Below are 19,352 nucleotides of genomic sequence, written 5' to 3'. Positions count from 1 at the left end.
GGTTAACGGATTATGGGGAAACGGCAGGAGCAGCTCCATCTCGGAGCATTTATTTATTATACAGGGCATCATCATGCAGGCTGGCGTCATCCGGAGTCGGGTGTTGAAGGAATGTTTGATGTGAAGTTTTATCAGAAGCTTGCGCAAACCGCGGAGCGCGGCAAGTTCGACATGCTCTTCTTCGCAGATCTGCTGTATGCCACTAATGTGGGGCAAGCGGTAGCGGGCATGCTGGAGCCTCTTACGCTATTGTCCGCCTTATCGGCTGTTACGGAGAAAATCGGGCTGACTGCAACCGTCTCAACCACATACAACACCCCCTTTAATGTCGCACGAAAGTTTTCTTCGCTTGATCATATTAGCGGCGGGCGGGCAGGGTGGAATATTGTAACCTCGCAGCTTGATCTGGAAGCTCACAATTACGGGCAGCCAAAACATCCCGAGCACGGCCTGCGTTACAAGATGGCTCGTGAATTTGTGGATGCCACAACCCGATTGTGGGATAGCTGGGAGGATGGCGCGCTTGTGCTTGACCGGGTGTCGGGTCAGTTTGCCGATGAGTCTAAAGTAAGGCCGGTTGATTACAGCGGTGAATGGTACTCCACGAAAGGGCCGCTGAATGTGCCGAGATCTCCTCAAGGTTATCCGGTGCTAATTCAGGCAGGCTCATCAGGTCCAGGTCAAGACTTTGCGGCCAGCATTGGCGAAGTTATATTTACGGCGCAGCAATCGCTGGAAGCGGCAAAAATCTTTTATGAGAGTGTGAACAGCAAGCTTGGAGATTATGGCAGGGAACGCGGCAGTCTAAAAATCATGCCAGGCCTCTCCCCGATTCTTGGTGCGACGGAAGAGGAAGCGAAGCAGCGTTATCAAGAGCTGCAGGAGCTCATTCCTGCCGCCCATATTGTCGGCTTCTTATCCGGATTCCTCGGCGTAGATTTAAGCAGCTATTCGCTTGATGATCAGCTGCCGGATATTCCTGATCCTGTTGAAGCATCCAACGGCATGAAGAGCCGTGTTCAGCTTATTATGGATATGGCGCGCAAAGATAAGCTGTCGATGCGAGAGCTTGGAAGCAGGATGCTTGGAGCGAGGGGACATTTGCAGTTTGTTGGTACGCCCGAACAGCTGGCTGACCTTATCGAGCTGTGGTTTGAGGACTATGGCTGCGATGGCTTCAATATCATGGCTCCTGTTCTTCCTGGAGGGCTCGACGATTTTGTTCATTATGTCGTGCCGATTTTGCAGCAGCGCGGACTGTTTCGTGAAGATTACACGGGAGATACCCTTCGTGACCATCTTGGACTTGAACGTCCAAGCGAAGGGCATTTCCGCAAAAAACGTCCTGTGGTACAAGAACAAGCGTAACAAGAGCTGAGCGGCAATAGTGAAAAAAACGCAAAGAAGCAAGCAGCTGGCGCCATGATTAGGCGACGGCTGCTTGCTTCTTTGCCGTTGTTGCAGGGAAGGGGGACTAAGGTTTTGTGAATATTCCGCTCTTTAATAAACACCATCGATTATAAGTAAAATATTTCATGGCAAACCTCCACCTTAAAAATAAGTGATAACGGTTCCAAGACAGCAGCCTCTATTTTATGAAAAATGAATAGGTGACATAGCCGATAGCGATAGCTACCAAACCAAATGCTGCCGTGGAGGAAAGGATACGGAAAAATATTTCCCACTTATCTCTTTTTGTGTTTCGAATGTCCTTATCCTCATTCCCCTGCGTCTCATGATGCTTTAGATTATCTTGACGAGGCTTAATGATGGGATCACCCGCTTTCTTTATTCCTTCTCTTTGCTTTGCTTATAAACGACAAGTATAGTGCTGCGCTGATAAGTGTTGCCTGAAGTGGCTGTTTTGATCATGGAGCCGTAGCAAATATTAATGACTTGATCGTCGCTCAGTTCTGCCAAAAACTCATTTGCTCTTTTTTCAGCAAAAACAGAATCCGTATCAATAAATTCTTTTACTTGAATCATATTCGTTGTGTCCTCCCTTACCAAATAAATATGCAGATAGGCACCCCGCGTCGATAGCAGAATGCCTTCTGACGTCCACCATAGCATTGCGTACTATAAGTGTCAACAGGGAGATTTAATGATCCATTTTAGACGAAGAAAATAGGGGCAGCTTCGCTAAAATAACGAAGCTGCCCCTATTCGGCTGCATGGGCTGTTTAGCTTTTTTTCCAGACGCCGCCATTTAAATATCTGCTTGCCGCTCTTCAGCGTGACCTTGCTCCAGCGTGTGTTGGATTGTTCGAATAGCTCTTTGTAAGAAACTGATTTATAGAATCCTTTTTTATACTGAGCATTAATCTAGTAATCTCGTTAATTCATGTAAATAAAACTAACATATGTTTTCTTCGATTTAGTAAGGATATGAGCACAAATGAGTGAAAAGTAGAGTTAAACTTCGATGGTTACGCTTTTTTGTCTACTTTAATGATTTGTTAACTTATATAACATGAAATAGACTGATGTAGAAGAAAGAGAGAATTATATCGCATAGGAGGAGTTAAACATGACACAAGTTGTAAAGAGCGAGATAGCGAAAAAGATTTTAATTCCACTGCTTGTACTTTCATTGCTTGCAGCGATGGTAGGGGTACTGACAAAAACGGATTTTGTACGCGCGGAGGAAGCGCCGCAGCTGCCGACATTTGATATTCCGGCCCTATCCGCTGAACATCAAGCTTCAAGTCTTCCTAATGTTATTGTTGTTGCAACAGGAGGAACGATTGCGGGTAAGGCAAGCAATAATGATCCTACTAACTTCCAGAGCTATGCGGCTGGTACTTATAAAATGGCAGATATGGTTGCTCAACTGCCTGGGAAAAATAAAATAGCTGATGTTTCTACCTATCAATTCGGCAACAAGGGTTCGAGCGGCTATAGTATTAGAGATCTTTATGATCTATCGCTTGCGGTAGACGAAGCTCTTAAGACTTATGATAGTGCAGTTGTAACGACGGGTACGGATACGATGGAAGAAATCGCGTATTTCCTCGATCTAACCGTTCGCAGTGAAAAGCCTGTTGTTGTTACAGGCTCTATGCGTCCATGGGATGTTATTGGAACGGACGCGCCTGCCAATCTCTATCAAGCTATTAAACTAGCTGGCAGCGGTAAAACAAAATGGTTTGGCACAGTGGTCATGTTGAATGATGTCATTTATGCGGCGCGTGAAGTTACGAAGTCAAATTCTCACCGTACCGATACTTTTGATGCTCCGATGTTTGGTGCGCTAGGTTATGTGGATGACCCGGCTGTTCGTATTTATCGTGCTCCTGCTAGAGCGGCAAAAGCAGGAACGCCGGCATGGGCTTCACCATTCGATTTGAAAACCATCTCCAAAGATAGTCTTCCGATAGTAGAAATCGTATACAGCTATCAAGAAGCAGGCGGCGGCGCTATTCGCGGCTTGGTGGAAGATGGCGCGAAGGGAATTGTAACCGCTGGAACAGGTGCTGGCGGCATTTCGTCGAAGCTAAGTGCTGCGCGTTCCGCGGCCATTAAGGATAAAGGTGTCGTATTTGTATCGACAACAAGAACAGGCTCAGGCTCTATCTATGATAGCGGCAGCGGAAGTGTTATTGGCGGAGACAACTTGAACGCGGCGCATGCTCGTATGATGTTGTTGCTGTCCCTAGCATTTACAAACGATGTAAACAAGATTAGAAGCTGGTTCACGACTTTTGGTACACAGGATGTAGAAATTTCAGTTGATGAGAATACGGTACTAAGCACGACAGTAGAAGAGCCAATCGAAGAGCCTGTTGTGACGGAACCGGTCGTTGTTGTTCCTACACCGGAAGCAGAAGTTCCAGCTGTTACAGAAACAACGCCTGAAACAGCGCCAGTGACGCCATAATTAGGGGGAGGAGTACGGTTATGACCATAAGAAGTGAATCAACTACAACAAAGAAAGTTTTCATTCCCCTCCTCATTGTGGCTCTCCTCAGTACGATACTGACTGGCTATGCCAGCTCAGTTCGTGCCGAGACCGCAGCACCTCAGCTGCCTACCTTTGATATCCCGGCATTATCCGAGGAGCATAAAGCTTCTCCATTGCCAAATGTCATTGTAGTGGCGACTGGCGGGACGATTGCTGGTAAAGCGAGCAATAATGATCCTACTAATTTCCAAAGCTATGCTGCAGGAACGTATAAAATGGCGGATATGGTAGCTCAGCTGCCTGGGAAAAATAAAATAGCGGATGTCTCTACTTATCAATTCGGCAACAAGGGCTCGAGCGGCTACAGTATGAAGGACCTGTATGATCTCTCCCTTGCGGTGGATGCTGCGCTTGAAATTTATGATAGTGCAGTTGTTACGACAGGTACGGACACGATGGAGGAAATTGCTTATTTTCTCGATCTAACTGTTCAAAGCGAGAAGCCGGTAGTTGTCACCGGTTCAATGCGGCCCTGGGATGTCATTGGAACGGATGCTCCAGCCAACCTGTATCAAGCGATTAAAGTGGCGGGGAGCGGCAAAACAAAGTGGTTTGGCACGGTCGTTATGCTAAACGATGTCATTCATGCGGCACGCGAAGTAACAAAGAGCAATTCGCACCGGACGGATACGTTTGAGACACCGATGTTCGGCGTGCTTGGTTACGTTGATGATGCAGCGGTACGCATGTATCGTCTGAATGCTAGAGCGCTCAAAGCTGGACAAGCGGATTGGAAAACGCCGTTTGCATTGAAAAATATTTCGAAGGACAATTTGCCTATCGTTGAAATCGTTTATAGCTACCAAGAAGCCGGCGGCGGTGCCATTCGTGCTTTAGTAGCTGATGGAGCCAAAGGGATTGTAACAGCCGGCACTGGGGCGGCTGGCATTTCGTCGAAGATGAGCGCGGCGCGGTCCGCAGCAATTAAGGATCATGGCGTTACATTCGTATCGACGACCAGAACAGGTTCTGGAACGATTACTGGCGGCGGAAACGGCATTATTGCCGGAGATAATTTAAACCCGCAGCATGCACGCATCATGCTTATGCTTTCGCTGGCATTCTCGAATGATTTTGCTACAGTGAAGAACTGGTTTGAAACGGTAGGGACACAAGATATTAAGGTTGATGTGCCTGAAACGCCTGTAACGCCTACACCTACACCGACTCCAACTCCTCCAGTAGAAGGCGGTACAGGTGGTTCGGGTGGCAATGTACCAAATAAAGGACAGGTTTCGATTGGTGCAGGCAGCGCAGGTACGCTTGGCTTGGATGATAGCGTTACTGTATCTATTCCAGCAGGTGCGACGAAGGAGCAAATGCTGCTTTCTATTGAGAAACTGACTGAAACGGGCGGCATTGTTGAGCCATCGAGCAAGCGAGTATCTTCTATTTTTGAAATACTCAAGTCGATACCAGCTGATTTCTTCGTTCCAGTCACGCTGACCTTTAAGTTTGATACCGCTTTGATCAAGAGTGGTCAGACGGCGTCCGTATTCTATTACGATGAAGTGAAGAAGCAATGGGTAGAGATGGGTGGTACGGTAAAGGATAACTTTATTACTGTACAATCTGATCATTTTACTAAGTTTGCTGTATTCGCTGTAGACAAGAAAGCTGAAGAAGTGCCTTCTTTTACAGATATATCAAAGCACTGGGCAGAGGCCGCTATTAAAGAGGCGGTCGCATCTGGAATTGTGAAGGGATATGAAGACGGTACTTTTAAACCGAATAAAACCGTAACGCGTGCGGAATTTTCCGTTATGCTGATGGTTGCGTTGAAAGCGGATGGTGCAGGCTCGGCGCTTGCCTTTGCTGATAATGATAAAATCGCGGCTTGGGCAAAGGAAGCTGTTGCACAAGCGGTCAAAGCGGACATTATTAGCGGCTATCCAGATGGGACCTTCCGTCCGGGCGCAAACATTTTGCGTATGGAAATGGTGTCAATGATTGCAAGCGGTGCTGGATTAACGTTAGATCCGGATGCGACAACGAGCTTTGCTGATAACAAGGATATCCCGGTATGGGCGAAGGGTGCGGTTAAAGCAGTTAGCGATAAAGGCATCATTCAGGGCCGTACGGGCAATATCTTTGCGCCAAAGGCTACAGCAACGCGGGCAGACGCGATTACGGTTATTATGAATATGCTTAAAAACAAATAATGGCTTAACAGAAAAAGAGCGGTTTTTAAAGGTTGATTAGAACCTTTAAGAACCGCTTTTTTTACGCCATATCCTAATACACGCCATGCGGCTCTTTCTATCACCCGACGGAGATGATGATTGGGGATCAGGCCAAAGAATCAGGTTAGTGACGAGGCAAAGTAATATAAAAGCTACTCTTTGGAGACGTGGCTGCCCCAAACGGCAGCTCCTTCTTTGGATAGTGCGCTGAATGTCATCACATAGCTGAGTGTGCCTTCATTCCACTGACGGAGTAAAACGCCGTGATACAGCGAACCATCAATTGTAAGATCGATAGTAGCAGCGCCAGTGGTTCTCCATGAGCCGCTTACGCTTCCAGAGATCGTGCCGTCTTTGTTGAGAGAAAGCAGTGCTGCTGGTTTCACATCAGCTGTAATGTCTTTGCCATGGTTCACGTATTTGTATTCGCCGATGATTTGCTCGGTTTTTACGCTCTCTGCGGTTTCGCCTGCATAACGATGAGGCGCGACGACAGGCCAGCCTTCCGTGTTCATAAGCATTTGATGAACTCTTATCTCGTGGCTTTCTCCGCGAGATGGAAAACGAGTGTGGAAAATAATAAATATTTTACCCGTGTCAGGATCGGTGTAAGTGGAGTTATGACCAGGTGAAGTGTAACCCGTCCCAATATTAGCAATTTCTCCGTCGACATTGTCCATTCGGAAGTTTCCCATGAGCTTCACTCCATAAGGCGCAATAGAAGCATCATCAAACAGCGTGCCGAAGGCGCCAAATGCGTCAATCATTTCCTTGCCCTCTGAATCGAGGAACGGGCCGTCGGGATTTTTTGAGCGTGCCACACGAATGTTGTATCCGCCTGTGGAGTCTAGTCCGCCATAGGAAAGGTATAAATAGTAATAGTCCGTTTCTTTGTTGTACATCATATAAGGCGCCTCGATGCGGCTGTGGTTGTTGCCGAGCAGTCGTTTGCCGTAGCCTTGATCGGGATAGGGCAGACCTGTTTTTGGATTCATTTTCATAATAAAGATACCGCCGGAGTATGAGCCATAAACCATCCACAGAATGCCGTCTTTATCATAAAACAAATTTGGATCGACTACGTTTGGATGCACTGCCGCGTCATACAACGTTCCATCCTCGCTCAAATCATTCCACATGCCCGATTTGAGAATTGTGCCCTTATTTTTATAAGGCCCTTCAACCTGATCGGCAACCGCGTAACCAAGCACCGACCGAGGCGAGTCGCCCTTGCACATGCTGTAATACATATAAAATTTGCCGTCCGGCAATTGGATGACATCGCCTGCCCAGAACGTATCAGTCTCGGCCCAAGCTAGCTCCTCGCTCATTTCTGTCAGTACATCCGGTATGATGGGATTCCCTTCATAGACACTGGAGTTCAACTGCTCCCAGGCCATGAGATCCTTCGACTTCGCCGCAGCGAGATGCGAGCCGAAAATATAGAAGGTGTCACGAACTTTAATAATCGACGGATCATGAACGGAGGCGTTAGTGAATAGAGGCTCCTCCACTGTAATCGCTTCCGTTTTTGGTTGGTTTGAAGGATCATTAGCTGCGGATGGCTGATTGCTCTCTGCTGGTGGAGCTGCATTTCTGGCGTTATTTCCACTGCAAGCGCTCATAAATGTCATCATGCATACCGTTAACAAAATGATGGTTTGTTTTCTCAAGCAGAAATCCTCCTAGGTTAACGTTAAGTAGTTACTAAAAATATTAATTGATTAATAAATGTATTATACCCTAGGAGATAAAAAAAGAGAAGGGCTCAGCCCTTCTCTTATTTCGTCTTAACTGGTTCTTCGAACGTCATGCCGAGCGTGTCTACAGTTACTTTTTTCATCGAAATTGGCGTTTCCGGCTTATCGCCCGGGCCAACCTTCTGATTGGCAACCTCATCGACCGCCTCGATGCCTTCGGTTACTTTTCCGAAAGCTGCGTATTCATTATCGAGTGAAGATGCATCAGCATGCATGATGAAAAATTGCGAGCCTCCAGAATCTGGATCATTCGTACGAGCCATGGAGATAACACCGCGAGTATGCTTCAGCTYGTTCTCGAAACCATTGCTGTTAAATTCGCCTGGAATGCTGTATCCTGGACCGCCGGTGCCAGTACCTTCTGGATCTCCGCCTTGAATCATAAACCCTGGAATCACGCGGTGAAAAATAACGCCATCATAGAAGCCTTTATTAATAAGAGAAATAAAGTTGTTTACGGTATTAGGTGCAACCTCTGGGTAAAGCTCAAGCTTAATGATTTTGTCATTGCTAAGTTCAATCGTTACAACAGGATGCTTGTCCGAGCCGAGAAGCTCAGGGCCTTCCTCAGCAGGTGCTTCAGTAGGGGGAGTTGTGCTTGTGTTGCCACTGCCTGATCCTGTTTTCTCATTACTCCCGTTTGCGCCGCAGCCTGATGCTACAATGAGCAGAGTTAGTGCGAGAAGAAGCATGATCCCAAGACGTTTGTTCTTAAACAGCATTTCAATATCCTCCTTAAATTTGCGAATGCAAATGACCTTGAGACGATCAGGTTTGCGCAGCATTCACCTTTTATATCCAACTTGTATAATATCATATTGCGTGATTTAAATGCGAATTCATCGTTATATCATTGTGTTGATTGTCTCTAATAAGTTAAGGTCTTGCGCGACAAGCGCTGATTCGCTATAATCACATTAATTCAGTCGAAGGGATTGGGTCTTATGTACACATTCCAATTGAATCAGCTTCATCATTTCACCAAGCGTTAGCACCCCTGATCAACATTCAGGGTGGGCTAGCGCTTCTCGCGTTGGCCTCCCTGCAGCATACGATGCGCGCAGGACCAAGAGGTCCTGCGCGTTTTTTTTATTCCAATAACGTAGTGAGAGGAATGATCGTGATGCAAAATGTAAAGGGAACCTATGATTATTACGGCAGGGAGCAAGCGCTTAGAAGAATGATTCAGGAGACTCTGCGGGAAAAGTTTGAGCTGTATGACTTTGATGAGATGGTGTCTACCGAGCTGACTGATCTTGCTTTCTTGACATCCAAATATGCAGGCGGCGATGAGATTGTTAAGGAAATGTACCAGCTTACAGATCAGCGAAAACGACGATTAGGCTTGCGCTATGATTTGACGATCCCTTTTGCCAAGGTGATGGCATTAAATCCAAGTATTGAATTGCCTTTCAAGCGATATGAAATGGGGAAGGTATTCCGCGATGGTCCCGTTAAACGCGGGCGGCTGCGAGAATTTTTGCAATGTGATGTGGATGTTGTTGGGGTGAAGGGGCCGGAAGCTGAGGTGGAATTGATGCAGCTGGCTGTCGATGTGTTTCGCACCCTAGAGCTGGATATCCAATTGAAATGGAATAATAGGCGGTTTCTTGGCGAAATGCTTGCAGCAATTGGCGTCCAGGGAGAGGATTCGTTGTCGGTTATGCTGACTTTGGATAAGCTCGCAAAAATCGGAATAGACAGTGTGAAGGCGGAGCTTGCTGAGAAGGGTTTGGCTGACGGGGTCATCGCTGCGATTTTAGAATTGATTGAGCTGGAGGATCCTACGCTAGGGACGTTGATAGATAAATATGACCTGCAATATAGTGCTGGGGCGCAGGAGGTAATCGAGGTTCGTGATATTTTGCGCAAGCTTGGATTAGAGTCTGTTTGTGTGTTTGACCCTTTTCTCTCACGCGGGTTGTCTTTCTACACAGGTACGGTTTATGAAATATTTGATGCTTCGAACGGCTTCGCATCGAGCCTTGGCGGCGGCGGTCGGTATGATGCCATTATTGGACAGCTTATAGGCAGGGATGATGCTGAGTATGCAGCGGTCGGCTTGTCGTTTGGGATGGAGTCAATTATGGCTTTGCTTGAAGAGCGTTGTGCAGCTGCAGCGAAGGCGTCGGTTAACGTGGTGCTCATTCCCGTAAGCGTAACGGCGGCAGAACTGCTGCAAACCGCAGCGGATTTGCGTGCGAGCGGCATTCGAGTGAAGCTCGATTCTAGCGGACGAAAGCTGAAAAATATACTTGCATCGGTAGCGAACAGCGGCATACGTTACGCTCTTCTGGTCGGAGAGGCGGAATGGGAGGCGGGCTTAGTGCGCTTGAAGGATATGGAGGAGCGGGTCGAGAGGGAAATGAGTGTCGATGAAGCCATTTATATTTTAGAAAAGGTAAGTGGATAAGGATCGATAAGTTAAAAATTTTTATATTGGAGCAGCCAAGTTGTACTCGTCGTCTTCTTTAGCTTGGCTGCCCGTCATGAGACATTACGAGAGCTAGAGGATTAGTCGTTATAGGAAAGGGAATAGGAAGCTGATCAGCTTGCGTCGTTTGGTGCGATCCTTTGCTGGAAGCGATGCGGCGGCGATATGCTGCTTGGGGTATTGCAGAGCGTCCATGCTTGCGGTTAGCTGAGTCAGAACGAGCCTAAGCTCATCGAGCTCCTGCCGGTGGCTCAGCAGCTGGTAAGTGACGACTTCATCCGCTTTCTGGGATAGGGAAGCTTCCAAACGGCTCAGTCGATGGAGCAGTTCCTCGTGATCCTCGTATACAGGTGCGGATGCCTGCAGATCTTGCGGAACGGGAGAAAGATTGATGTCTTGCAGGCTGATCCCTTCCTCCAATTCTTGCTTAATCAGCTGCAGGTTATGAAGAGCCGTCTCATCAAAAGAATAGTGACCGAGCGTATCCTTGCCGAAAGAAGAGGGGAACTGGGATATCCAACGTCTGACTGTTGTTTCACTAACAGCAAGAAGCTGAGCGGCTTCTTTGGTTTTTAACAACGCCATTGTCATCACCTCGCTTATTAATTACTAGAGTTATTCGTGCTGAAAACATGCTCTCCTGCACGGCTGACAAAGGTAGTGGTTAATCGCTAAAAGAAGTGATCATCCGATTGTTTTTTCATGCTCGCAGCAGTAATGCGAATATTGCGGCAATTAAAAAAGAAGCTTTCTTATCCACGCTCTGAGTGGGGAAGAAGGCTTCTTTATTTGCGGGATATATTAACTGAAGCGGTTAAGACCTAAACAGAGCTTTACAGCAGCTTCTGTACATATCGTTCGATTTTCTCAGGCGTATCCTTTGATCCAAAGCGCTTTAATACCTTGCCGTTCTGGTCGACAAGAAATTTGGTGAAATTCCATTTGATCGACCTTGTGCCGAGGAAGCCGCGCGCTTCATTCGTCAAGTGTTGGAATAAAGGGTGCGCAGTGCTGCCGTTTACATCCACTTTGGAGAATAAAGGGAACGATACTCCGAAATTGATTTCGCATGCTTCTGCAACCTTGCTGTCATCGCTAAGCTCTTGATTGGCGAATTGCGAGGAGGGRAAGCCTAGTACGGAAAAGCCTTGTTTATTATAGGTGTCATGAAGTTTTTGAAGTCCTTTGAACTGCGGGGCGAAGCCGCATTTGGTAGCTGTATTCACGATGAGCATGACCTTGCCTTTATAAGGGGCTAGAGTCTGATTTTCGCCTCTAATGGTCTTTACTTCAATATTGTACAAGGACATAGGAACAACCTCCATCAACCGATTTTATATTTTTTATAATTTAATTGTACTCAATCTATATAGGGGTGTCAAATGAAATAAATAGAGGTGAGTTAGCTTGTGGCCAGAAGCTGTTTTTATTGGTCTGTAAATGAATAAGAGGCCGCCCCTATTTGCTAGGGACAGCCTCTGGCTTGCTTTTAATAAAGAACTTTATATGCACCCGACTGAAGTAGCAGGGCTCCTGCTGCGGCTTCGTTATCGGTGTCAGCCACTAGCAAGTAGTAGCCTCGATCGATAGCTTCTTTGCACGGTTCGATGAATTTGTCTTCTATGCCAATATCATGGAGCACGTCTTTAGTATCAGGCTCGTTATCAAGCTTCACAGCGCCTGCGGCTATGCCGGTAGGGCCGCCGCTTATGCCAGTGCTTCCAGCGGTATAACCTGAACCTGCTGCAAATGGAGCGGCGCTAAGCGGAGTGATTGTTCCGGATTGGTTCACCTCTTGCGCTTCTCGAATTTCATAAACTTCCTCAATAGGGATGCTTGAATCGGAAACAAGAAGCGGAGCCGATTCCTTGTTCTTCAGAACGATTCTAAGATTATGTCTATTTGTTCTCGCTGCTTGAAACCGTTTGATCGCTTCCAAGACACCTTCTTCTTTGTCAAATACTCCAATGGCTTTCGTCATAGGGGAGTTCTCCTCTCGTATCTAAGCTAGAATGAGGTTACATGTACTTATATACCCTGCATTCCTTGCTTTGAATCGAGAGGCTGGATTAGCGAGCTGCAAGTGCTGAAGCTTCGCTAATTTCGTTAATTTCATCTATTGTCAGCTTAAAACGCATAGCTTTCACGTTTTGCTCGGCGTGGTGAATTTTTGATGCTCCGGGAATCGCGAATACGGTATCTCCATGAGCATGGATGAGCCAATTTAACGCGATTTGTGTTGCAGTAGCCTCATAACGAGCAGCTACCTGCTCAAGCGAATCAATAAGCGGCTTAGAGCGTTTTAGGCCGTTTGCTTGAAAAGCGGAGCTCCATTTGCGCGGGCCGCTAATGGCTTTGATCAGAGAAGGATCATGATGAAACTTCCCGCTTAATATACCCTGTTCAAGCGGAGAATAAGCAATGATTGCACAACCGAGTTCTTGCGCCGTCTCGAGAATGCCATTTTTCTCGATGCGGCGGTCAAGCAGGCTGTATTTTACTTGATTGGAGGCGAGCTGCAAGCCATGCTCCCGTAGAACGCGATCGGCCTCGCGCATTTGTTTAGCGGAGAAATTGCTTACACCTATATTTTTGATTTTTCCGGCAGCGGCCAGCTTCGCCATTTCCTTCATCTCACTGCTGACTGAAGAGAAGGAGAAAGGCTGGTGCACCTGATAGAGGTCGATTGTACGCCCCTCAAGCTGTTTAATTCTCACATCAATTGTACGGCCAATGTTGCTGGCGGTACGCATTGCCGGCCACCACTTGGTCGCAATATAGACCTTATCCTCTGCTGGCAGGGCTTCGTGCAAAGCGCTGGCGAGCAGCTGCTCGGATTGGCCGTTTCCATAAATTTCAGCGGTGTCAAACCAGTTAATGCCGCCTTCGTAGCTTGTTTTTACGATATCATTAATGATTTCACCCTTCAGAGCGGGCCAAAACTTTCCGACGAGCCCTTTGCCATTGCTGAATTGCCAGCAGCCAAGGCCAAGCGGAGATAACTGCAAACTCGTTTGGCCAAATCGCCTAACCGTAGATAATGTCATGGCTTGCTCCCTTCAGAACATCAGAATAAGTAATGGGCAGCTGTCTTTTTCCGTTATGCTCTAGCTGATCCTTGCTGTATTCGGTCTAGGAACTGATGCATTTGTTCCAGCAATGCAGCACCTTCTTCAGGTGTACCGTCAAGCTTGCATGCGAGCTGATGAGGAATGTCGACGGCTTGTTCCTTTAACGCTCGGCCTTGCTCTGTGAGTTCCACGAGTACGCTGCGTTCATCGTTGCGGTCACGCGTACGCGTAATATGTCCTGCAGCCTCCAGCTTCTTAAGAAGCGGGGTCAACGTGCCTGAGTCCAGATAAAGCTTATTGCCAAGCGCGGTTACCGTGACATGGTCCTGCTCCCATAGGGCGAGCATTGTAACGTATTGCGTGTAGGTAAGGTCGATCTTCTCGAGCATTGGGCGATAAAGCTTAGTAATCTCGCGAGAGCAGGCATAGAAAGCGAAGCATATTTGATTGTCCAGTTTTAAAATTTCGTTGCTGTCCATGTTGTTGTCCTCCGTGGGAAGGTGAATTTGTTTGTTTAAAAGGCAATGAGCTAATGTTCTAAGTTTAACAAAATTAAATTGTGATAAATATAATATAGAGGAATGGACAATACACTGTCAATGCGCACAGCGGCTTCTTATATTGTAGAGGGAGGATGAAGTGTGCTATAGTTACAGCGTTTATTTAATGAAGGAGTGAGAACGATGTCGCATACTGCTAATGAGGTTGCAGAATGGATGCTGAACGAATTGAAGGAAAAAGGGATTTTGCATCAAAGCGCCGCAGTTGAGCATATAAAAAGCCATTTTGGCGAATCGTTTATATATGTGAATGAGCACGGCAACGCTTCAATCGACAAAGAAGTGAAAAAAATGTTCCGTAAGCTCCATAAGGGAAAGGCAGCTTGGGAGAGAGACGGGTTCTTCTGGGGCTGGAGCTAAACCGCATATTATTGTAGTGGGAAGCTGGGCGTTAAAGCCAAAACGTCCATTTCTCATGAACAACTTGACAAAGGTAACTGTAATTATTAAACTTACAGTATGGAAGTCACCAAAAGGACGTAGCTTAATCATAAAAGAAACGTCTACTTTTTTAAAGCAAGTGTACCAAAAAAAGTTACAGTTAACGGGGTATTCTTACTATTAGGGATAGGTGGTGTTTGGAGATGAAATTCAACATAAGCGATTGGGTACAAGGTAAAACAAAAGATGGCGAGCTCATTCATGGTTTTGTCGAAACCATCGATATTTTGCAAGGATTTGTAACCGTGAGCGTTGTAAAGTCGGATAACGTAGAGGTTATAGGGAAAACTGTAGCCGTTCGTTCATCATGGCTCAAAAACGTATCCGAAATTACTATAAATGATGCGCAGGTTTTTCAAAATGCAATTGACTTAGCTTTAGATACATGGGACGAGGCTTGGTTTATGGAGCTGACCAATGCGAAGAAAGCTAGCGAAGAAGCAGCTGAGGCTGGAGAGCGTTCGAAGGTATATTCATTTCCAGTCAATCGACTTGGTCAATCTGCTTAATCAGAGCAGGCTTGCCTCACATCACATCATAGCACTAACGAAAAAAAGGATGATGCCGTGCGTAACGCTGGTGTCATCCTTTTTTTTTGTATACCCGAGAAGCGGCATATAGCCATTTTGCCGCTGGGAGCATTACTTAAGCTGTAATCCGATTCCAAGCGCTTGCGCTCGCTGGACGAAATAATCGGCTATCGCCATATCAAACACGGCCATGCCCATCGGACAAAATAATATAGGCTCCGAATCGGAGATGCTGGCAAGCGCTCCGCGGCAAATCACATCGGTTAGGGAGCTGGTTTGTGCTTCTGTTAAGCCGCTCTCAAGATGCAGCAGCTCAATGTCAGTGTTTTCGCGGCAAACCTCATTCCAATCGTCGACGATAATCGCGTTAATGCCGCTTATAGCTGCTGCTGTATAATCCCGTAAAGAAACATCGAGCAGAAGAGTGCCTTCAGCGGGAGGAGTGTCGATATAACGCTGAGAGCTTACTGTGCAATTAATAATGAGATTGCACTCGTTATATAACTGCTGCCAGCTGCTGGCGAGACGCGTACGATGGCGCAGTGCAGCGTCCACAGCAGAGAGGTCAGTGTTATCCAGCTCGCATCCGCGTATATCATACACCTGTATATCCTCTAAATGCTCCCTGAATAAGCGGCAGCACATAACATAATGAAGGCGGCCTACAGGCCCGAAGCCGATGATTCCAACCTTTAAGCGTTTTGATGCGGTACGTGTTTTTAGATAATGACGGATGAATAAACCGCTGACTGCAGCTGTCCGGGCAGCGCTCGGCAGCGGGGTGCCCAGCATGGCGTAAGGAATGCCTGTTTCTGCGTTGTTGAGCAGTGTGACGCTGTGTGCCCTTGGCAAACCGGCGTCGATATTGCCTGGGAAGCTGGCGATCCACTTCATGCCGGCAGTCTTTACCGATCCGCCGATGTAAGCCGGCATAGCTATGATACGATTAGCTGGATTGCGGTAACGCAGGTAGGGCTTTATCGGCTGTGCATAATCGCCTGAATCGATAATTTGCACCGCAGCCTCTATGCTGTCAACAAGCTCTTCCCAGTGCAATCCGATCGTGCGAATATGTTCATCGCCGAGATATAGCACGGTCATGTTCCTCTCGTTTTTGGATTAGGGAGTGTGCTGGATTTCAGAGCGAATTCAGCCGAATTGCTGCTTTACCCACTCATCGTTGAATACGGTATCCATGTATCGCTCTCCGCGATCATGTATAATAACGACGCATATGGCATCATCGGGCAGCTCGTGCTCGATCGATTTTAAGGCATGGATAATCGCGCCAGAGGAAGGTCCTGCCAAAATCGATTCCTGCGCAACGAGCAGTCTGCAGCCATCGACCATATCTTTATCGGCTACCTTTATAGCTTGATCCATAAACCTCGTCTGGGCAAAGGGCGGTATGATTCCTGTTCCAAGTCCTGGGAAGCGGCGGTTGCTGTTCACTCCTCCAAAAATAACGCTGCCTGCCGCATCGACAGCTACCACTTTCGTAGATAGCTTATGCTCGCGTACATATTGCGAGCAGCCTAACATGGTGCCGCAGGTGCTGACGCCGCCGACAACAAAATCGACATGGCCCAGCTCTTCAACAATTTCGTGCATCGTACCCTCATAGTGAGACAAATAGTTGTTTTTATTCGCATATTGATTCGGCCAGAAGCTATTGGGAATGCGCTCTAATAATTGCTGTACTCGATTTAACCTTGCGGGCAGAAACTCACCTGTCTCAATATCAGGCTCTTCAACCAGTTCGATCTCTGCGCCATAAGCACGCATGATGCGGATATTTTGCTGCGTCGCCTTCGGATCAATGACGCTTACGAATTTCATGCCGAGATAGGAGCTGATGGCAGCGAGACTAATTGCCATATTCCCTGAGCTGGACTCAATGATGACGGAGCCGGGCCCGATCAAGCCTTCATCCCATGCTCTATTAATAATACGGGCGGCGGAGCGGTCTTTCGCGCTGCCTCCCGGGTTTAGCAATTCAAGCTTTGCGAATACTTTAATGCCGCGATCGTTCGCAAACAGCTTCGAGAGCTGAACAAGCGGCGTATTCCCGATGATGGACAACAAATTTCTCTCCAAAGGCCAGCACCCCTTAAAAATAAATTTTTTTGGATTTCACCGTCCCGCGTTCAAGTTGTTCATTTTCCGCTGCGCGTGTTACCGTAATGCCCTTAAGCATGCGATTTTGAATCATTTGTCCAATGTCCCCAATTTTATGCTCGATAGCATGCTTAATATGGACAAGCATTTCATCTTTCAGCGATTTGCTTTGAATATGAACATGCAGCTTATTCTCGCGGAGCCTTACTCGAAGCTGAGCGTCATGGATGTATTGGTGCACGACACTTTCGATATCGTATAGGCTGATTTTTTCCCCATGCTTCAGATCTGTACCGATTCGCTTGGAGATACAGCTGAAGCATTGCCGCTGCTTGCCTTCTATGCAGATGGTTTGAAAATCACGCACGACGTCGTAGGTGACATATCTCATGGCAGGGAACAATGAACGTACAAAAGAGGTCAATACGAGAACGGCTTCGTTCTCTTTCAGCGGTTCAAAGCTGTAGTCGATTTGCTCCGCCGGTATTGCCTCGGCATAGATGCCATCAGCGATAACATATAGCCCAAGCTCATGTGAATAGGAGGCGATCGCTCCAACTTCAATCGAGCCATACGTGTCTAAAATATGCTGCGGCTCGATTCCAAACCGTTCGGCCATGTTGTGCTGCCACTGGAGCGGGGCGATTTCGCCGACCACTATTATTTTTTTGATGCCAAACTGCTTTGGTTCCTCCGCGTGAGAGACGATAGCATCCAAAATCGACGGCATCGTATAAAGAAGCTCTGGCCGATAAGATTCCAGCCTCGCAATATGCTCTTCAATCGGGAGCGAAAACGACAGGGAGTCCGCTTCCAAGCCAAGCCGGTCAAAGATGGTCAGCGCTGTATTTGCTGCATGCCCTGTACCCATGTCGGCTAATGCTCTGCGAATAGGAACGGGAGGCTCAGCGTCAGTACTGGCTGTACTGGCGGTCAGCCAATCCTGAAAGCAGGCTGTTTTTGCATCGATATAACTCTCGTCATCTTCCTTTGAATAATAAATCGCCTTACGAACGCCTGATGAAGTGCCTGAGGTTCTGTAAACGGACAAACCTTCCTCTTCTCGAGCTCTCCCCGTAAAATAATGCTGCTCCAAAATGTCCGACGTGATGAGCGGAAGATCAGACAACTGGCAAACTTGCGGATCTATTCCATCCTGTTGAAGAAGGGTGTTGTACCAGGGGTGATGCTGGACGATTCGCTTGATATGCGGATGAAGCAGAGCTAATGGTGACATTTGTTGTTGAGCCTCCTGTAGGACAAATATCTCGAATGAATGCGTTAATTAAGCATATGTCGTTTGCGCCTCTAGGTTCTGATTATGGGGACAAACGCCTACATCCATTTCGTTCAAGCTTCGTATGCTAATAAGAGTGAATTATGAGGCAGTAGTATTTTGCGAGAGAGAGGGTGGCTGCTATATCGTTTATGAAAAAACATCGTCGTACGGTTGCGGATAAGTGGGCCAAATCGGAAGTGATGAGACGCGACTCGGTGTTAAAGAATCATTTGCCGGAAGCGGAGATGATGACAAGGAAGAGCCTGCGTAAAATGTTGAAACAGTGGGGGATGGTGTATGTAAAGCCGATCAGAGGTGGACAGGGCAGAGGTGTGATGAGGGTAGAGCTTGACGAGGAGGGTTTTCGGCCCTATTCGTACCAGCTTGGCGAGAAAAGATTGGCTTTTTTCACCTATAAAGCGGCTTATCGCTCTATTTTGAGAGATTCGAAAAGAAAGGCTTACCTAGTGCAAAAAGGGATTCGCTTGCTGAGGCATAAGGGGCGTCCGTTTGATATAAGGCTCGTGGTGCAGCAGTCGCCGCACGGGGTTTGGGAGGCGACTGGAACTTTGGGCAGGGTAGCTCATCCTCGGAAAATTGTAACGAATGGCAGTCAGGGAGGGACAATCTATCCAACGGGGTATTTGCTGAAGCGATATATGAGTGCACCAGTGAGGCGGCGAATGTTGAATGGGATGGATAAGCTTGGCGTTCTCACCGCAATGAAGCTCCACCAGACGTATCCGGGAATTAAGGAGTTAGGTGTGGATCTTGCACTTGATCGCGAGCTTAAGCCGTGGATACTTGAAGTTAATACGCTGCCTGATCCATGCCCGTTCTTGCTGCTTGACGACCAATCGATGCTTCGTAAAATCGTACGCTACGGCAAGGCGTACGGAAAAACCTACAAGCTGAACTGTAAAAAGGCGAAGCGCGGGGTTAGGTAGAGCGGTGCGGTGGGCAAGCTCGACTAACCGCTTTAAGGGCGCGGATGCTCTTGCAGCACCTAAGT

General features: G+C 47.3%; 18 protein-coding genes. 7 read left to right on the top strand and 11 right to left on the bottom strand.

Annotated features, from left to right (window positions below; all coding sequences use genetic code 11):
* Nucleotides 1–12 precede the first annotated feature (12 nt).
* Nucleotides 13–1,368, top strand: a complete 1,356-nt coding sequence (locus tag AB4Z17_RS01905; RefSeq protein ID WP_441957810.1) for an LLM class flavin-dependent oxidoreductase — start codon at nt 13–15, stop codon at nt 1,366–1,368.
* A gap of 420 nt (nt 1,369–1,788) precedes the next feature.
* On the opposite strand, the gene AB4Z17_RS01900 is transcribed toward AB4Z17_RS01905, so the two are convergent.
* Nucleotides 1,789–1,986, bottom strand: a complete 198-nt coding sequence (locus tag AB4Z17_RS01900) for a sporulation protein Cse60 (RefSeq protein WP_076268509.1) — start codon at nt 1,984–1,986, stop codon at nt 1,789–1,791.
* Between the two features lie 544 nt (nt 1,987–2,530).
* Here AB4Z17_RS01900 and AB4Z17_RS01895 point away from each other — a divergent pair.
* Nucleotides 2,531–3,880, top strand: coding sequence for an asparaginase (locus tag AB4Z17_RS01895; RefSeq protein WP_441910596.1), 1,350 nt, complete (start codon nt 2,531–2,533; stop codon nt 3,878–3,880).
* A 20-nt stretch (nt 3,881–3,900) separates the two neighbouring features.
* Nucleotides 3,901–6,126, top strand: coding sequence for an asparaginase domain-containing protein (locus tag AB4Z17_RS01890; protein WP_441957808.1), 2,226 nt, complete (start codon nt 3,901–3,903; stop codon nt 6,124–6,126).
* 173 nt (nt 6,127–6,299) lie between these two features.
* Here AB4Z17_RS01890 and AB4Z17_RS01885 read toward each other — a convergent pair whose 3' ends face one another.
* Entirely contained in the window at nt 6,300–7,820 is a 1,521-nt protein-coding gene (locus tag AB4Z17_RS01885; protein WP_441957807.1) for a glycoside hydrolase family 43 protein, read from the bottom strand.
* Between the two features lie 107 nt (nt 7,821–7,927).
* Nucleotides 7,928–8,629, bottom strand: coding sequence for a peptidylprolyl isomerase (locus AB4Z17_RS01880; RefSeq protein WP_441957805.1), 702 nt, complete (start codon nt 8,627–8,629; stop codon nt 7,928–7,930).
* Nucleotides 8,630–9,030: 401 nt separating this feature from the next.
* On the opposite strand from AB4Z17_RS01880, the gene hisS reads away from it, so the two are divergent.
* The gene (gene hisS, locus AB4Z17_RS01875; protein WP_441957868.1) at nt 9,031–10,320 is read left to right on the top strand and encodes a histidine--tRNA ligase; all 1,290 of its coding nucleotides are present in this window, start codon (nt 9,031–9,033) and stop codon (nt 10,318–10,320) included.
* A 108-nt stretch (nt 10,321–10,428) separates the two neighbouring features.
* Here hisS and AB4Z17_RS01870 read toward each other — a convergent pair whose 3' ends face one another.
* The 5 genes from AB4Z17_RS01870 to AB4Z17_RS01850 all read right to left on the bottom strand — a co-directional run bounded on the left by AB4Z17_RS01870 (nt 10,429) and on the right by AB4Z17_RS01850 (nt 13,891).
* Nucleotides 10,429–10,926 (bottom strand): MerR family transcriptional regulator, encoded by a 498-nt coding sequence (locus tag AB4Z17_RS01870; RefSeq protein ID WP_441957803.1) that lies wholly within the window; start codon nt 10,924–10,926, stop codon nt 10,429–10,431.
* Nucleotides 10,927–11,174: 248 nt separating this feature from the next.
* The gene (locus tag AB4Z17_RS01865) at nt 11,175–11,651 is read right to left on the bottom strand and encodes a glutathione peroxidase (RefSeq protein WP_339206340.1); all 477 of its coding nucleotides are present in this window, start codon (nt 11,649–11,651) and stop codon (nt 11,175–11,177) included.
* 179 nt (nt 11,652–11,830) lie between these two features.
* The gene (locus AB4Z17_RS01860; RefSeq protein WP_441957801.1) at nt 11,831–12,322 is read right to left on the bottom strand and encodes a hypothetical protein; all 492 of its coding nucleotides are present in this window, start codon (nt 12,320–12,322) and stop codon (nt 11,831–11,833) included.
* A gap of 88 nt (nt 12,323–12,410) precedes the next feature.
* Nucleotides 12,411–13,388: an aldo/keto reductase gene (locus tag AB4Z17_RS01855; RefSeq protein WP_441957799.1), complete on the bottom strand. Its 978-nt coding sequence runs from the start codon at nt 13,386–13,388 to the stop codon at nt 12,411–12,413.
* Between the two features lie 53 nt (nt 13,389–13,441).
* Nucleotides 13,442–13,891 (bottom strand): MarR family winged helix-turn-helix transcriptional regulator, encoded by a 450-nt coding sequence (locus AB4Z17_RS01850; protein WP_076268501.1) that lies wholly within the window; start codon nt 13,889–13,891, stop codon nt 13,442–13,444.
* A gap of 204 nt (nt 13,892–14,095) precedes the next feature.
* Between AB4Z17_RS01850 and AB4Z17_RS01845 the strand changes: the two genes are divergently transcribed.
* Both AB4Z17_RS01845 and AB4Z17_RS01840 read left to right on the top strand, forming a co-directional pair.
* Nucleotides 14,096–14,332 (top strand): DUF6953 family protein, encoded by a 237-nt coding sequence (locus AB4Z17_RS01845; protein ID WP_441910590.1) that lies wholly within the window; start codon nt 14,096–14,098, stop codon nt 14,330–14,332.
* A gap of 224 nt (nt 14,333–14,556) precedes the next feature.
* Nucleotides 14,557–14,922 (top strand): IDEAL domain-containing protein, encoded by a 366-nt coding sequence (locus AB4Z17_RS01840; protein ID WP_076268500.1) that lies wholly within the window; start codon nt 14,557–14,559, stop codon nt 14,920–14,922.
* 132 nt (nt 14,923–15,054) lie between these two features.
* Here AB4Z17_RS01840 and AB4Z17_RS01835 read toward each other — a convergent pair whose 3' ends face one another.
* From AB4Z17_RS01835 to AB4Z17_RS01825, 3 genes are read right to left on the bottom strand one after another with little or no spacing between them, the layout of a single operon-like run.
* Nucleotides 15,055–16,044, bottom strand: coding sequence for a 2,3-diaminopropionate biosynthesis protein SbnB (locus tag AB4Z17_RS01835; RefSeq protein ID WP_441957797.1), 990 nt, complete (start codon nt 16,042–16,044; stop codon nt 15,055–15,057).
* A gap of 48 nt (nt 16,045–16,092) precedes the next feature.
* Entirely contained in the window at nt 16,093–17,040 is a 948-nt protein-coding gene (gene sbnA / locus AB4Z17_RS01830) for a 2,3-diaminopropionate biosynthesis protein SbnA (RefSeq protein WP_441957795.1), read from the bottom strand.
* Between the two features lie 13 nt (nt 17,041–17,053).
* The gene (locus tag AB4Z17_RS01825; protein ID WP_441957793.1) at nt 17,054–18,298 is read right to left on the bottom strand and encodes a hypothetical protein; all 1,245 of its coding nucleotides are present in this window, start codon (nt 18,296–18,298) and stop codon (nt 17,054–17,056) included.
* Between the two features lie 191 nt (nt 18,299–18,489).
* Between AB4Z17_RS01825 and AB4Z17_RS01820 the strand changes: the two genes are divergently transcribed.
* Complete coding sequence (locus AB4Z17_RS01820; RefSeq protein ID WP_441910586.1) at nt 18,490–19,287, top strand: YheC/YheD family protein; 798 nt, start codon at nt 18,490–18,492, stop codon at nt 19,285–19,287.
* Nucleotides 19,288–19,352: the final 65 nt, after the last annotated feature.

The sequence above is a fragment of the Paenibacillus sp. TAF43_2 genome (genome assembly GCF_052113545.1).
Lineage (GTDB): Bacteria > Bacillota > Bacilli > Paenibacillales > Paenibacillaceae > Pristimantibacillus.
This window is presented reverse-complemented; position numbering and strand designations above follow the sequence as displayed.

Bases quoted from the DNA above. Each gene is read 5' to 3' on its own strand.
- AB4Z17_RS01905 (WP_441957810.1), top strand. From the start codon at position 13: ATGGGGAAACGGCAGGAGCAGCTCCATCTCGGAGCATTTATTTATTAT.
- AB4Z17_RS01900 (WP_076268509.1), bottom strand. From the start codon at position 1,986: ATGATTCAAGTAAAAGAATTTATTGATACGGATTCTGTTTTTGCTGAA.
- AB4Z17_RS01895 (WP_441910596.1), top strand. From the start codon at position 2,531: ATGACACAAGTTGTAAAGAGCGAGATAGCGAAAAAGATTTTAATTCCA.
- AB4Z17_RS01890 (WP_441957808.1), top strand. From the start codon at position 3,901: ATGACCATAAGAAGTGAATCAACTACAACAAAGAAAGTTTTCATTCCC.
- hisS (WP_441957868.1), top strand. From the start codon at position 9,031: ATGCAAAATGTAAAGGGAACCTATGATTATTACGGCAGGGAGCAAGCG.
- AB4Z17_RS01870 (WP_441957803.1), bottom strand. From the start codon at position 10,926: ATGGCGTTGTTAAAAACCAAAGAAGCCGCTCAGCTTCTTGCTGTTAGT.
- AB4Z17_RS01860 (WP_441957801.1), bottom strand. From the start codon at position 12,322: ATGACGAAAGCCATTGGAGTATTTGACAAAGAAGAAGGTGTCTTGGAA.
- AB4Z17_RS01855 (WP_441957799.1), bottom strand. From the start codon at position 13,388: ATGACATTATCTACGGTTAGGCGATTTGGCCAAACGAGTTTGCAGTTA.
- AB4Z17_RS01850 (WP_076268501.1), bottom strand. From the start codon at position 13,891: ATGGACAGCAACGAAATTTTAAAACTGGACAATCAAATATGCTTCGCT.
- AB4Z17_RS01845 (WP_441910590.1), top strand. From the start codon at position 14,096: ATGTCGCATACTGCTAATGAGGTTGCAGAATGGATGCTGAACGAATTG.
- AB4Z17_RS01840 (WP_076268500.1), top strand. From the start codon at position 14,557: ATGAAATTCAACATAAGCGATTGGGTACAAGGTAAAACAAAAGATGGC.
- AB4Z17_RS01835 (WP_441957797.1), bottom strand. From the start codon at position 16,044: ATGACCGTGCTATATCTCGGCGATGAACATATTCGCACGATCGGATTG.
- AB4Z17_RS01825 (WP_441957793.1), bottom strand. From the start codon at position 18,298: ATGTCACCATTAGCTCTGCTTCATCCGCATATCAAGCGAATCGTCCAG.
- AB4Z17_RS01820 (WP_441910586.1), top strand. From the start codon at position 18,490: ATGAAAAAACATCGTCGTACGGTTGCGGATAAGTGGGCCAAATCGGAA.